The 13,869-nt window shown below is 59.6% G+C and carries 12 protein-coding genes; 8 read left to right on the top strand and 4 right to left on the bottom strand.

From position 1 onward, the window contains the following. Positions 1-563 precede the first annotated feature (563 nt). From ABH945_RS17810 to ABH945_RS17800, 3 genes are all read right to left on the bottom strand, one after another. Positions 564-1,895, bottom strand: a complete 1,332-nt coding sequence (locus ABH945_RS17810; protein WP_429251373.1) for a hypothetical protein — start codon at positions 1,893-1,895, stop codon at positions 564-566. 852 nt (positions 1,896-2,747) lie between these two features. Continuing rightward, complete coding sequence (gene pdeM, locus ABH945_RS17805) at positions 2,748-3,407, bottom strand: ligase-associated DNA damage response endonuclease PdeM (RefSeq protein ID WP_429251372.1); 660 nt, start codon at positions 3,405-3,407, stop codon at positions 2,748-2,750. Next, positions 3,404-6,076, bottom strand: coding sequence for a ligase-associated DNA damage response DEXH box helicase (locus ABH945_RS17800; RefSeq protein WP_429251371.1), 2,673 nt, complete (start codon positions 6,074-6,076; stop codon positions 3,404-3,406). The genes pdeM and ABH945_RS17800 overlap by 4 nt, the downstream gene beginning before the upstream one ends. A 186-nt stretch (positions 6,077-6,262) precedes the next feature. On the opposite strand from ABH945_RS17800, the gene ABH945_RS17795 reads away from it, so the two are divergent. The 4 genes from ABH945_RS17795 (at position 6,263) to ABH945_RS17780 (ending at position 9,518) form a co-directional block, all read left to right on the top strand. Further along, positions 6,263-7,120: a carbon-nitrogen hydrolase family protein gene (locus ABH945_RS17795; RefSeq protein WP_429251370.1), complete on the top strand. Its 858-nt coding sequence runs from the start codon at positions 6,263-6,265 to the stop codon at positions 7,118-7,120. A 202-nt stretch (positions 7,121-7,322) separates the two neighbouring features. After that, a complete protein-coding gene (locus ABH945_RS17790; RefSeq protein WP_253189818.1) occupies positions 7,323-7,673 on the top strand; it encodes an FKBP-type peptidyl-prolyl cis-trans isomerase in 351 nt (116 codons plus the stop codon). Between the two features lie 135 nt (positions 7,674-7,808). After that, positions 7,809-8,270 (top strand): DUF488 family protein, encoded by a 462-nt coding sequence (locus ABH945_RS17785; protein ID WP_429251369.1) that lies wholly within the window; start codon positions 7,809-7,811, stop codon positions 8,268-8,270. Between the two features lie 174 nt (positions 8,271-8,444). Then, positions 8,445-9,518: a DUF6765 family protein gene (locus ABH945_RS17780; RefSeq protein WP_429251368.1), complete on the top strand. Its 1,074-nt coding sequence runs from the start codon at positions 8,445-8,447 to the stop codon at positions 9,516-9,518. An 81-nt stretch (positions 9,519-9,599) separates the two neighbouring features. On the opposite strand, the gene ABH945_RS17775 is transcribed toward ABH945_RS17780, so the two are convergent. Further along, positions 9,600-9,839 carry a hypothetical protein gene (locus tag ABH945_RS17775; RefSeq protein WP_074769859.1) on the bottom strand — a complete coding sequence of 80 codons (240 nt, stop codon included), beginning with the start codon at positions 9,837-9,839 and terminating at the stop codon, positions 9,600-9,602. 529 nt (positions 9,840-10,368) lie between these two features. On the opposite strand from ABH945_RS17775, the gene ABH945_RS17770 reads away from it, so the two are divergent. From ABH945_RS17770 to cls, 4 genes are all read left to right on the top strand, one after another. After that, positions 10,369-10,707 carry a hypothetical protein gene (locus tag ABH945_RS17770; protein ID WP_074769857.1) on the top strand — a complete coding sequence of 113 codons (339 nt, stop codon included), beginning with the start codon at positions 10,369-10,371 and terminating at the stop codon, positions 10,705-10,707. 231 nt (positions 10,708-10,938) lie between these two features. Next, positions 10,939-11,802, top strand: coding sequence for an H-NS family nucleoid-associated regulatory protein (locus ABH945_RS17765; protein WP_429251367.1), 864 nt, complete (start codon positions 10,939-10,941; stop codon positions 11,800-11,802). Positions 11,803-11,824: 22 nt separating this feature from the next. Beyond that, a complete protein-coding gene (locus tag ABH945_RS17760; RefSeq protein ID WP_074769853.1) occupies positions 11,825-12,310 on the top strand; it encodes a hypothetical protein in 486 nt (161 codons plus the stop codon). Positions 12,311-12,469: 159 nt separating this feature from the next. Then, positions 12,470-13,732 (top strand): cardiolipin synthase, encoded by a 1,263-nt coding sequence (cls, locus tag ABH945_RS17755; RefSeq protein ID WP_429251913.1) that lies wholly within the window; start codon positions 12,470-12,472, stop codon positions 13,730-13,732. Positions 13,733-13,869 lie beyond the last annotated feature (137 nt).

The raw sequence follows: 13,869 nt of genomic DNA, 5'->3' as shown, positions 1-13,869 counted from the left end.
TCGCATTGCGTGGGCTAACGCACGGTGGCTGCGGGGCGCTCCGAATAACTTCAACGTCCATCAAGCCTCGTTGCTCCGATCTAACGACGATATTCGGATGCAGCCAGTCGGTTCTCCCGGATCACGCCAAATCAGGCCGGGATTTCAGGCGATGGGGGGCGTCGTACATCACGCGGATTTAGCGTGATGTACGGCAATACCGACTGGGCTTTGAATTTTCGTTTTTTAACAGTGAACAGAGATTCACTCGTTATCTGGGCCGGTCTTTCTGGGTGCATGGTTAGGAGAATGAAATGAAAAAGCAAAACGGGGACGCTCGGATTCTGGGGACTCGGCGGGCGGTGTTGGCGGTTGCCGTGAGTCTTTACGCGGCGATTGCGGGTGCTCAGACAAACCCGGTGAAACCAGCCGTGCCGTCGACGGGTTCTTCCAGATTGATGATCGCGCAGGCATCGTCGATTGATTGCGGACCATTCGATACGCTCGGTTGCAAACTGGACAACGGTGGATTGCTTGCGCCGAACACCATTGGCATTGCGGCGGCGGGTCTGGGAACGGGTTCGTCAGCGGCGTCGCAAGGCGGTAATGGCAGTGGCGCTGGGGCGGCAGGTTCGGGAGACAACGGTAGCGGTGCTAGTGGTGGGTCTGGCTCGGGCTCTGGTTCTGGTTCTACAGGACTGGGGGCGGGGAGCACGGGGAATGGTGGGAAGGGCGGGGCTGGTAGTGGTGACAGCGGAAGTGGTGGCGCGGGCAGTGGTGGAACGGGCAGTGGGGGCGCCGGTAGCGGTGGCGGCGGTAACGGTGGAACGGGTAGCGGTGGCACCGGTAGTGGCGGGACAGGAAGTGGCGGAGCCGGGAGCGGTGGGACTGGCGGTGATGGAACAGGTACCGGCGATGGTGGTAGTGGTGACGGCGGCGGTGATGGTACTGGTGGCGACGGTGGACATGGTCACGGGCATGGCCATGGCGATGGTGGTCATGGTGATGGTGGTCACGGCGACGGCGGCCATGGCGATGGTGGTCACGGCGGTGGTGGTCACGGAGACGGCGGCCATGGCGATGGAGGTCACGGAGACGATGGCCATGGCGATGGAGGTCACGGAGACGATGGCCATGGCGATGGCGGCCATGGCGACGGTGGTCACGGAGACGGCGGTCACGGAGACAGCGGTCACGGAGACAGCGGTCATGGCGATGGTGGTCACGGCGACGGCGGCCATGGAGATGGTGGTCACGGAGACGGTGGCCATGGCGATGGTGGTCACGGCGATGGCGGTCACGGAGACGGTGGCCATGGCGACGGCGGTCATGGCGATAGCGGTCATGGTGATGGCGGCCATGGCGATGGTGGTCACGGAGACGGTGGCCATGGCGATGGCGGTCATGGCGACAGCGGTCATGGTAATGGCGGCCATGGCGACGGTGGTCACGGCGACGGCGGTCACGGCGACAGCGGTCACGGCGACAGCGGTCATGGCGATGGCGGCCATGGCGACGGTGGTCACGGCGACGGCGGCCATGGCGACGGCGGTCACGGAGACAGCGGCCATGGCGATAGCGGTCACGGAGACGGTGGCCATGGCGATGGTGGTCACGGCGACAGCGGTCATGGCGATGGTGGTCACGGCGATGGTGGTCACGGCGATGGCGGCCATGGCGATAGCGGTCACGGCGATAGCGGTCACGGCGACAGCGGTCACGGCGACAGCGGTCACGGCGACAGCGGTCATGGCGATAGCGGCCATGGCGACAGCGGTCATGGCGATGGTGGTCACGGCGATAGCGGTCATGGCGATAGCGGTCATGGCGATGGCGGCCATGGCGATGGTGGTCACGGCGATGGTGGTCACGGCGATGGCGGCCATGGCGACGGTGGTCACGGTGATGGCGGCCACGGCGGCAGTGGCTCACATGGCGGTGGCAATGGTCACGGCGGCAGCGGCTCCAACGGCGGTGGTAATGGAGGCGACGGCTCTGGCGGCAATGGCAACGGCAACGGAGGCAGCGGCCACGGCGGCGGTAACAACGGCGGAAACGGCTCCAGCGGTGGCGGCAACGGAGGCGGTAGTTCCGGTGGCAATGGCAACGGAGGCAGTGGTCACGGCGGCGGTAACAGCGGCGGAAGCGGCTCCAACGGCGGAGGCAACGGAGGCGGTGGTTCCGGTGGCAACGGCAACGGAGGCAGTGGCCACGGCGGCGGTAACAATGGCGGAAGTGGCTCCAACGGCGGAGGCAACGGCGGTTCCGGTGGCAATGGCAACGGCAACGGAGGCAGCGGCCACGGCGGCGGTAACAGCGGCGGAAGCGGCTCCAACGGTGGCGGCAACGGAGGCGGTAGTTCCGGTGGCAATGGCAACGGAGGCAGTGGCCACGGCGGCGGTAACAACGGCGGAAGCGGCTCCAACGGCGGAGGCAACGGGGGCGGGAGCTCCGGTGGCAACGGCAACGGAGGCAGCGGCCACGGCGGCGGCTCCAACGGCGGAAGCGGCTCCAACGGCGGCCAAGGCCATGGTGCAGGCGCAGGCGGTGGCTTCGGAGGCTCCAACGGTGGCCACGGAGGCGGGTACGGCGGCGGCAATGGCGGCAATGGCGGTGGTCACGGCGGCGGAAGCCACTAATAGAGCAAGAGCAGTCATCGCCACGAGCGAGGAGGTCGCCAGTCCGGCGTCTTCCTCGCCGGATTCAAACCATCAAACCCAAAAAGAAAGCGGACAGGCTCCCCCTGTCCGCTTTTCTTTAAAAAGACCTCACCCCACCCCAATCACCCGATCCTGCACAACCAGAAAAACCTTTTCCCCAGCAACACGTCCTTCTTCCCGCGCCCCGCCGGTAAAACTTCCAAACGCTGGCAGTACCCCGCACTCGGCCCCAAACCGGAAACACGGCACACGCACCGAGTCAGTCCGCGTCGCAACCCGATAAACCGGATGCACGTGACCGGCCAACGCATACGCACTATCCACCCGCTGCGGGTAATGACACAGCGCCCACGGCCCCAAACGCCAGGGCTCCTTCACATACTCAACATCCAACGTCCGAGGCAGAGCACCGGCGTGCCGGTCATGATTGCCTTCTACCAGCACCAGCCGCAAATCCGCATGCCTCGCGCGCCATTCATGCAGTGCGTCGAGTGTCCGCGCGGCATGCGATTCGCGTGCATGTAGCAGATCGCCGAGAAACACGATCATGTCCGGCTCAAATCCGGCGATCAGGATATCGAGGCGCATCAGATTGTCCGCGGTCGAACCGATCGGCACGGGAATACCGCGCGCCCGAAACACCGCGTCCTTGCCAAAATGCGCATCGGCGATAAACAGACAGCGCAGCACTGGATCGAAACACGCACGCAAGCTCGACAGCACAAGAGGATGCCCGGCGATTTCAATTGCCAACGATGCCGGCTTCATACGCGAGCCGCCTTCTCCAGTTCAGCCAGCATTCGCTCGACTCGGTCCGCGAGTTTCTCGGTACTCACTTTCTCGCGCAGACGCCCGACAATCAGCGGAAACGCAAACGGTGTCGGCTTTTTTGGTCGCGTCACGATCACGCGGCTCGTGTTCATCCGTTCGAGCGCAATGCGAATGCGCTGGACGTCGAGTTCCTGCAGCAGTACTTCCGTGTCCGCCTGATTGAGCAGCAGATTGCCACTATCATGATTGCGGAAGATCTCATAGAAAAGACCACTCGACGCCTGCAATTGCCGCGCACTTTTCTGTTGCCCCGGATGTCCCTGAAATACGAGGCCCGACACTCGCGCGATTTCGCGAAAGCGTCGCATCGAAAGTTCGGAAGAATTGAGGCTCGCGAGAATATCGTGATCGAGTCGATCGACCGAGAGAAGGCCGCTTTCGAGTTGTCCTGCCCAGTCGAAAGGTTGCGCGGACAATAACTCGAAGCCATAGTCATTCATCGAAATGGAGAAAGTACCAGGCTTCTCGCGTGCGACCCGCCACGCGAGCAACGCACCCAGACCGATGTGCGCGGTACGCCCCGCAAACGGATAGCAGAAGAAGTGGTGCCCTTCGCGCGATTTCAGCAGTTCCACCACCAGCAATCCAGGCTCGGGCAATGCCGACCACTGCTGCTGCAGTTCGAGCAGCGGCCGCACGGCGCGCATTTCCGGTTCGTCGTAGATGCCACTGGCAGCACACGCCAGCATCGTCAGCGTGGCGTCGGCGAGTTCCGACGACAACGGCATGCGACTGCCCGCCCATTGCGGCATCGCTCCACGCGATGAAGTGGCACGCCGTACCCACGCCGTCATATCCTGCACGCGGATCAATTCGAGAGCACGCCCACCGAAAGTAAAAATATCGCCGGGTTTGAGCCGCGAAATAAACGATTCTTCAATGGCGCCGATTCGTCCACCGGACAGATACGCGACATTCAGCGTGCCATTCGCGACGATCGTGCCGATGTTGTTGCGATGCCGCCGCACCAGATCCTCGCGCGGCACGCGGTACAGTCCATCTTTTTCGCGCATTACGCGATGGTAGTCGGGGTACGCCCGAAGCGCGGTTCCTCCGCCTTCGACAAACCCCAATGCCCAATCGAACTCTTCCTGCGTCAAATTCCGGTACGCGTAAGTGCGACGAATTTCTCCATACAGTTCTTTCGCATCGAAACCGCCGCCAATCGCCACGGTGACGAGATGCTGCACCAGTACATCGAATGGCTTCTCGGGCGTTTCGCGCCCTTCAATATGACGCTGCTCGACGGCTTCTCGCGCGGCGGCGGCCTCGACCAGTTCGAGTGCATGCGTCGGCACAATCGTCACGCGCGAGGGCCGGCCAGGCGCGTGTCCCGAACGTCCAGCGCGCTGCATCAAACGCGCGACGCCTTTGGGCGAGCCGATCTGAAACACGCGTTCTACTGGCAAAAAATCGACGCCGAGATCGAGGCTCGACGTGCATACCACCACTTTGAGCAAACCGCTCTTCAGACCACGCTCGACCCAGTCGCGCACTTCCTGATCGAGCGAGCCGTGATGCAATGCGATCAGTCCGGCCCATTCGGGGCGCGCTTCGAGCAGTGCCTGATACCAGACTTCGCATTGCGAGCGCGTATTCGTGAACACGAGCGACGTTTGCGCTTCGCCAATCGCGTCTGCCACTGCGCTGACCTGGCGCATGCCCATATGGCCGCCCCACGGAAATCGCTCGATGGTGTCGGGAATCACCGTGTCGACGATCAGCGCTTTGGGCAGTGCGCCATGCACGTCGACGCGCGGTGTGTCGACCGGAGCGAGCAGCACGTCGGCGGCGAACGGCAGGTTGCCGAGCGTCGCGGATAGCCCCCATACCTGCAATTCAGATCGCCAATGCGCGAGACGCGCGAGTGCGAGTTGCGTTTGCGTGCCGCGCTTATTGCCGAGCAACTCATGCCATTCGTCGACAATCACTAGCCGCACGTGCGACAGCACTTCACGCGCGTCAGGCCGCGTGAGAATCAGCGTCAGACTTTCGGGCGTCGTGACGAGCGCGGACGGCATGCGCCGGTTCTGCCTTGCGCGCTCCGCTGACGATGTGTCGCCGGTCCGCAGTCCGACGCTCCACGGTACTGCCAGTTCGGCTGCCGAGCTTTGCAGTGCGCGAGCGGTATCGGCGGCGAGTGCGCGCATCGGGGTGATCCACAGTACCGTGAGCGGTTCGGGCTGGGTGCTCTTTGTGCGTTTTGTATTGCCACGCGTCGAGGATTTTCGATCGGCAAGCGCGCTGGCATTCGCGAATGTGGCGAGTGCGCCAAACCATACCGCCCACGTTTTGCCCGCACCGGTTGTCGCGTGTAGCAAACCGCTTGCGCCACGCGCTATTTCCCGCCACACGTCGCGTTGAAACTCGAACGGCTGCCAGCGGCGTGCATCGAACCAGGCCTGGAGTCGATCCGGGAAAGGGCGCTGCGCGGCTTCGTCGTCGATGGAAAAGGGTAGTGGCTCGAAGGCGGGTTCGCGTGCGTCGAGTCGAGCCTGCTGCGCGCGAGTGCGCGGAACCCGCCGGGGCCGGGGCGCGCGACGCCGCTCCTGCGCACTGGGCGGCACAGGGACGGTGTTGTCGTCGGAATCAGCCGGCTCGGTCATCGACAGTACTCTTCCGTTCTGGATTCGCACATTGGCGAGCGTGCGCACGAAGGATGTATCAGGTGGACCGCGAAGCCGTGCAAGTGGTTCACGAATGTCTCGCCGCATTTCCGCGGGCGATGCAGTCCGTGATTAAATGCCGGGGGCTCGCTCGCCTATATGGATTCTTTTATCACGGAGTTCGGCTTGAATCGCAAACAAATATCGCTGCCGCAGACGTCGTTACGAATTGCAGCGGCACAAGCGCAACCCATTCCTGGTGATGTCGCTGCAAACATCGCCAGAACGGTCGAATTGACCGGCATTGCCGCCGATCGCGGCGCGAAACTGGTGGTTTTTCCCGAAAAATTCCTGAGCGGCTACGAGCCGGACCTGATTGCCTGCGACCCTGCGAAGTACGCGTTCGACGCAAACGATCCGCGTCTCGCGCCAATTCGCGAAGTTTGCCGCCGACGTGAAATCGCCGTAATAGTCGGCGCGGCGACACGCGCAACTGCGGGTCTTCGTATTTCGTCGCTGATATTCAACCGCTCGGGCGAGCAGATCGAGCCGTATCACAAGCAATATCTCTATAGCAGCGAAGCACGCATTTACCATCCGGGCACGCAAGGCCACATGCTGGTACTTGACGGATGGCGGCTCGCTGCCGGTGTCTGCTATGACTCCGGGTTTCCGGAACACGCGCGGCTCGCGGCGGTGAATGGCGCGCACGCATATCTGGTGAGTGCGCTTTTCAGCATGAAAACGGGCTTCCACCAGTCGCGCATCTGGTTCCCCGCGCGTGCTTTCGACAATACCTTGTACGTGCTGTTGTCAAATCACGCCGGCACGACCGGCGGCTGGGAAGCGTGCGGAGCAAGCGCGATCTGGAATCCGTATGGCGACGTGATGGTGCAGGCGAGCCGTGATCGCGACGAAGTGATTACCGCGCTACTCGATCCTGCGTTGCTGGCCGATATCCGAGAAAGGGAAACAGTACTCGCGGATTTCAACGCGCGTGGCGACGTGATTCCCGGCGGCTATACGGTACAAAGTCTGGATTGACTCTTTATTCACACTCGCGCGGCACGCAAGTAACACCACGGCAATTAGCGGCGCATGCTCTTTGTCAATCCGGGCAACCGGCAACGCCCGACAGAAATATGCAACATACGATCCGTTACAATGGGATGCACCACCCAACTGGAGACTTGCTTTGAAATCTATCGTTGCCTTGCTGGCCGCAGCTGTTCTTTCTTCGACGGCAATGGCCGCTGCACCCACTACCGAGAAACTGCCTTCAGGCGTCATCGTTGAACATCTGACGCGCGGCACGGGCGCTCAACCGTCCGCCACCGACGTCGTGAAGGTCAATTATCGCGGCACGCTGCCCAATGGCACCGAGTTCGATAGCTCCGCCAAGCATGGCGGCCCGGCTACGTTCCCGCTGAATCGCGTGATTCCGTGCTGGACGCAGGGTGTGCAGACAATGAAAGTGGGCGGTAAAGCCAAGCTCACCTGCCCGTCGGCAACTGCTTACGGTGAACGCGGCGTCGGCCCGATTCCGCCGAATACCGACCTGACTTTCGAAGTCGAACTGGTCGACATCGTCAAGTAATAGAGCGCCTGGTGCGCCAGAATTGAGCCCCGCTCCGGATGCCGAAGCGGGGCTTTTTCTTTTCATGGCGCGTCATTTGCTAATTACCAATTGGCTCCGGACGCTTACCTGCCGGTGAACTGTCGGAGATTCGTAATGAAACTTGAAGACAACGCCGTGCAGGTTGCCACCATCGGCTTCACCGGAAAGAGCGCTCAGAGGTTTTTCGATTTGCTGAAGCACGCAAAGGTTCGTACGGTTCTGGACGTCCGGCTGCACAACACGTCACAACTCGCGGGTTTCGCGAAAAAGCAGGATTTACGGTACTTCCTCGAAAATTTGTGCAGTGCCGCGTACGTGGAAATGCCCGAACTGGCACCCGAACCTGCGTTGCTGAAACGTTATCAAAGCAAAGAGCTGACTTGGGACGAATACGAGGCTGCTTATCTTGAGCTGATCGCGAAACGCCGGGTGGAAAAGCAATTGGATATCGATCTGTTTCGTTCCGCCTGTGTACTTTGCAGTGAACATTTACCACATCACTGTCACCGGCGCATCGCGGTGGAGTACCTGAATACTCAATGGAACAGCGGGCTGAAAATCACCCACCTGTGTTGATTTTCTTCTTCGATCTTCTTCCCGGCGACTCTCTCCGCAAAGAGAAAATGCGGTGGTTTTTTGAAGTCCCACCGCGCTCGGTCGTCTACTATCTACTCACCCGCTTACCCTGAATCGTTCTTCCCGCACGATCGAACGTCTCTCGTCATTCGTCGCGTGTCAGGAACTCCTGCCATGAATATCGATTTTCACTACGGTGTGGTTTATGTCGCGGCCCGCGCTGGCGGAATGACACCGGAGGATGCCTGTACGGTCGCGCATTCCTGCCAGTACGTCGACGATGCGACGACTCACGGAATACTGCGCTTTAAGGGCGGCGAAACGTTCGAGCGTTTTGCCACGGCGCACAAGTTATTCGATTATTCCAATACGGAGAACGACCAGAACCGGCTCGTCTGGACGCCGTTTCACTTCTTGCCGGCGGCAGAGGGCGACACGCTGGAGGAAAAGGCTGTTTGCCGCCCCGATAGCGAGGTAGCGCGCGAAGTGATGCGAAGGGCGATTCGTCAGCGGAACACGGAGACGGGTCTGCATCGACTTGGCGTGACGCTTCACACGTATGTCGACACCTGGGCGCATCAGGGATTTGCAGGAATCGAGAGCCCGTGGAACCGGGTGCATCTGCTGGAGGCTCAGGATTGCACGCGAAAAGGCTGGCTTGCGGGTCTGAAGGCGGCCACTGAACATCTGGTGGAGCGCATCGAAGAAAATGTGCTGACGCTTGCCTTGCCTGTCGGCCACGGCGCCGCGTTGCACTATCCCGACCAGCCGTGGGCGCATTGGCATTACATCGACGGCCGGAACAACTTCGTCTCGAGACACAATTTGCCCGAGTTCGTTCAGGCTGCCGAGATGGCCTGCCGCGCGGTGCGAGGGTATCTGGCCGGGCGTGAAGATTTCGAAACGCAACCGGGGATGCCGGAGAGCGTGAAAGAAGAACTCTCCCAGTTGCTCGATATCAATCGCGACGCCGACGACAACCAGCGTTTGCAGAGATTCTGCGAATGGGTGAAAGCCGGACGTATTCCCGGTTTGAAAGAGTCCATTCCCCGCTATGTGGCGAAAGGACCCGGCTCGTGGAAGTGCAATGCCACCGGTTTGCAGCACGACGATGACACCGGAGATCAGCCGACGTGGACAGACGCATTCGAGAGAAGCGACTATCGGCTCTTTCACGACGCAGTCAAACAGCACCGTTTCGTGACGACTCAGGAAATTCTTCCCGCCCGCGGTTTGCGAATCGCGTGAGCCGGGACAGAGAAACGCCGCCGCCGAAGTCGATTCAATGCGCGTGATTGACCTGGAGGCGGCGTCCGGTACTTCTCCGACTTATTGCATTCTTGCTTCCTGCTGACGTTGCGCCGCCTGTTCCTCTGCGTGCTTCTTCGCCATATGACGTCCCACCAGGCAGCCGCCGACTGCGCCGACCACGGCGTGGTGCCCGGCATAGTGTCCCGCCACTCCTCCCACTACTGCGCCCTTCATGCAACCGGCGGCGTTGGCCGTGCCGATCATTGCCGAGGAGAGTGCCACTGCCGCGAGAGCGGCTTTGATGTAACCAGCTTTCATCTGAAAAGTACCGTGCTGTTAAGAGGAGCGAAGGTGGTGCTATTCGAGGTCTTTTCAATAGCCTCCACCGAGATCGCGCTCCCGGGATTCATGTTCCTGACATTTCCGCGAGCCGGAATACCGGCCGCGGAGCAACTATAAACAGATCTTTCTGTTCATAACCCGTTCTTCATGCTCATCGAAGCAGAGTGCATACGCCTGTTTCCAGTCGGAGCCGGTCTGCTGGAAGCCACTCGACGAGCACGGTCCGCAGTGTAGGGGAGCAGAGCCGACACAGGTGAAACAGTGCTGCGAGATCAGTAACGCTCAATTACGGATGACCCTTGCGAGTCGGGCCATCTGCCGGAAAGGACGGTTTTTTCCATTGCGAATAGTGCTTTTTAAAGCCCTGCCACTCAAAAAGCGACATTTGCAATAAAAAATGGACTACTGTCCTTTGATTATTCAAATGCTTGCCTATAGTAGAAGCGACTATTGCTGCCATGCAGAGCAGACGTCTTTTCGTTGATGCAGGTAACGGGGAACCGGAATGACGCCATCGAACGCTGCGACTTATCAGTCGAACGCCGCCACACCCGAATCGTTGCGGACGCTGGCCGGTTATCTGGAATTGGCACTCGACGAAGGCGAAAGTGTGGTGTTGATGAGAATCGGTGTTCAGGTGCGCAGTGTGTATGTTGGCGATCCGTCCGGGAACCTGGAGGATCTGAGAGAGTCCGGTGTAGTAGATGCCCAACAGGCAGATGAGATGCTGATGCTCACCTGTCTGGGACTCAACCGCATAACGGCGGACGGTCAACAATACCGTTTTGTACGAAGTGTGCGGTACATTGCCGATCGCCAGGCCGTCGTTTTTACGCCGACCTGAGTATTAGACGAGTATTAGCAGTTGCAATACGGGAAGTCGAAAAGAAGAGTCCGCAAGAAGAGCCGGAGCACGGAGAAAGGAAGATAGATCGGGAAATTGGATAGTGGGCCTGAAAGCTTGCTGTCCAGATGGAATGTAAGAGGCGGATTCAATGTATCAAAAGCCACATACCCTGCCTTTCTTTTTCTATTCATGGCATAGTTTGACGATTACCACATAGGGAGGAATCAAATGCCTACACTAGAGCAGATTCAAGCCAAACTGAAAAAACTCCAGGCGCAAGCCGACGTGCTGATTGCCAGAAAAGCACAAGTCGCAGTCGATCAGATTCGTGACCTGATGCTCAGGCACGGTTTGACTACTGAGGATATCGAAGCCAAAGCAAGGGCGAAGCGTGCCGCGCGAGGTCTGAATGGCCACGCCACCGGCGTCAAGGCGAAAGCTCCCGGTTCGGCTAAACCAGCGAAATACCGCGACCATAATACAGGCGCCACCTGGACGGGCCATGGCCGCGCGCCTGGCTGGATTGCCAATGTAAAAGACCGGACTCAATTTCTGGTCGACGGTGCAAGCGAATTGAAGTCGGTGGCAAAGGCGGTTGTCAGTTCCGCAAAGAGCAAAGGCCAGCCGAAAGGCGCGCAACCTCCCAAGTACCTGAACCCGAAAACGGGCGCGACATGGAGCGGCCGTGGTCCCGCACCCGCCTGGCTCGCAAGCGTCAGGGATCGCAGCAAATTCCTGATCGACAGCGCGGCGGCAGCGGCTAGCAATACGGCGAGTAAAGCGGCGAAGAAGGTGTCGGCAAAAGCCGGCAAGACGAAATCGGCGGCCACTAGTGGTGCAGTGAGCAAGAAAGCGGCGGCAAAGAAAGTCGTCGCTAAAAAGGCGGCCTCCGCTAAAAAGACTGTCGCCAAAAAGGCAACCGCGGTAACCCGCAAATTAGCGGCGAAGAAGCCGGCAGCAAAAAAAGCGGCGACTAAAGTGGCGACCAAAGCAGCAAAGAAGGCTCCGGGCCGCAAAGCAGCCGCTAAAACCGTCGCTCCTGCTGCTCCCGCAGCCGCGCCGCAAACCCCTGCGGTACAAGCAGGCGCCTGAGCGCAACGGAGTTGTGAAGTAGATGACCAGCACGTTCGATTCAACCCAGCAGGAAGACCAGGTCGTCCTGCTGGACTCCGTTCCTCATCCCGCAGCCGATGCCGCCGAACCCTTCATTGTCGCCAGCGACCGCCGGGTAATTCTGGCTTATCCGATCGCGGAAGCGGACTTTGAGCGATTCGGCCCATTCGATCCCGACGACGATCCTTTCTGTGCGGTCCTCTTTCCTGACACCGTGTTTCATCGGCTGGGGCCGCCGGGAGAAAGCGATCTCGACATTCATCCGCTCGTTGCGCAAGGCCTGCTCGGTTACTCGGTTCACGAAGTAGTGAACTCGTCGCTGACGGCGGAGATTGCAGCGGTTGCATCGGCGGGACCTACGCCGCGTCATTTCGTCATTACATTCCTCGGTTCGACGTTTGAATGTGTGGCGTCGGACGTTACCGTGGTCGGTGTCTATGGCGCCGGTGAAATTGCCATCCGGGAAGCTTTCTCGCTGGTCAGATAAGTGAAATAGAAAGGGGAGTAGCAAAGCGCGGTCCCGCAATGGGCACGCGCAATGCGTGCTGCCTGCGTGGTTAAGAGCCGGACCCGCGGTCCGGTACTCTTTCGTCAAACCGCAGGCGCACATGGGCGTCCTGCCGACTAGCATCGAGGCCCACGCATGCTGCTGACTATTCTCATCACCGCGTTCGTCACGCTCATCGTCATTCTGGTGATAGCCAATCTGTCGAGCGGCGAGAAGAAGATCGAACACAAGATCGAGCGTCTCTACGCGAGCGACGATCCACAATTCCTCCGCTCGATGGGGCTTCTGCTCGGTCCACCGGTTATCTCGGGCAATCGCTTCGAGATGCTGCTCAACGGCGATCAGATTTTTCCTTCGATGCTCGAAGGTATTCGTTCCGCGCGTAAATCCATCACGTTTGAAACGTTCATTTACTGGTCGGGCGACGTAGGCGAACAGATTGCGCGCGCCCTCGCGGATAAAGCACGGGAAGGTGTCGCCGTCCACGTGCTTCTCGACTGGGTCGGGTCGTCGAAAATGGATAAGCGCTACCTGAACATGTTGCGCGACGCGGGCGCGGAAGTTATCCAGTATCACAAACCGCACTGGACAGGGCTCGGCCGAATGAACGACCGCACGCACCGCAAGCTACTGGTGATAGACGGACATATCGGCTTTACTGGCGGTGTCGGCATTGCGCCGGAATGGACTGGTCACGCGCAGGATGAAAAGCATTGGCGCGATTCGCATTTTCGAGTGGCCGGTCCTGTGGTTGGACACATGCAAGCCGTTTTCATGGACAACTGGGTAAAGGCCACCGGCAATGTACTGCACGGCCCGGACTACTTTCCTCACATGGACGCTCAGGGTGACGGCCTCGCGCATATGTTCAGCAGTTCGCCGTCGGGCGGCAGCGACGACATGCAGTTGATGTATCTCATGGCGATTACAGCGGCCACCAACAGCATTCATCTCGCGAGCGCGTACTTCGTGCCCGACAAGCTGACTATCAATGCAATCGTCGAGGCCGCGAAACGCGGCGTGAAAGTGCAGATCATCACCCCGGGAAAACACATCGATACGCACACGGTGAGAGAGGCGTCGCGTGGCTGCTGGGGCGATCTGCTTAAGGCAGGAGTCGAAATATACGAGTACCAGCCGACCATGTTTCACTGCAAGCTACTGATAGTGGACGAGTACCTCGTCTCGGTCGGCTCCACCAATTTCGATAGCCGCTCGTTCAAGTTGAATGACGAGGCCAATCTGAATATCTATGATCGCGACTTCGCGAAACAGCAGACAGCCACGTTCGCTGACGACATTACAAAATCCCGGCAAGTCACGTTTGAAGCATGGACGCATCGTCCGCTCACGGAGAAGCTGATCGAGAAGTGTGTGCGTCTACTTGATACGCAGCTTTGAAACAGCAGGGCAACGCATTGCATGCCTCATGCATGAATTAGATTCGAGAAAAAAATAGTTTTGAAATTGTTTTAAAAAGGAGTTCTCTATCGTATATTGACATCTAGTCTTCACGGCTTTGGGTGCAGACTGGTTGG

This window comes from Paraburkholderia sp. GAS333, assembly GCF_050435665.1.
Taxonomy (GTDB): Bacteria; Pseudomonadota; Gammaproteobacteria; order Burkholderiales; family Burkholderiaceae; genus Paraburkholderia; species Paraburkholderia fungorum_A.
Note: the sequence above shows the minus strand (reverse complement) of the source record. Positions and strands in the feature narration are given on the sequence as shown.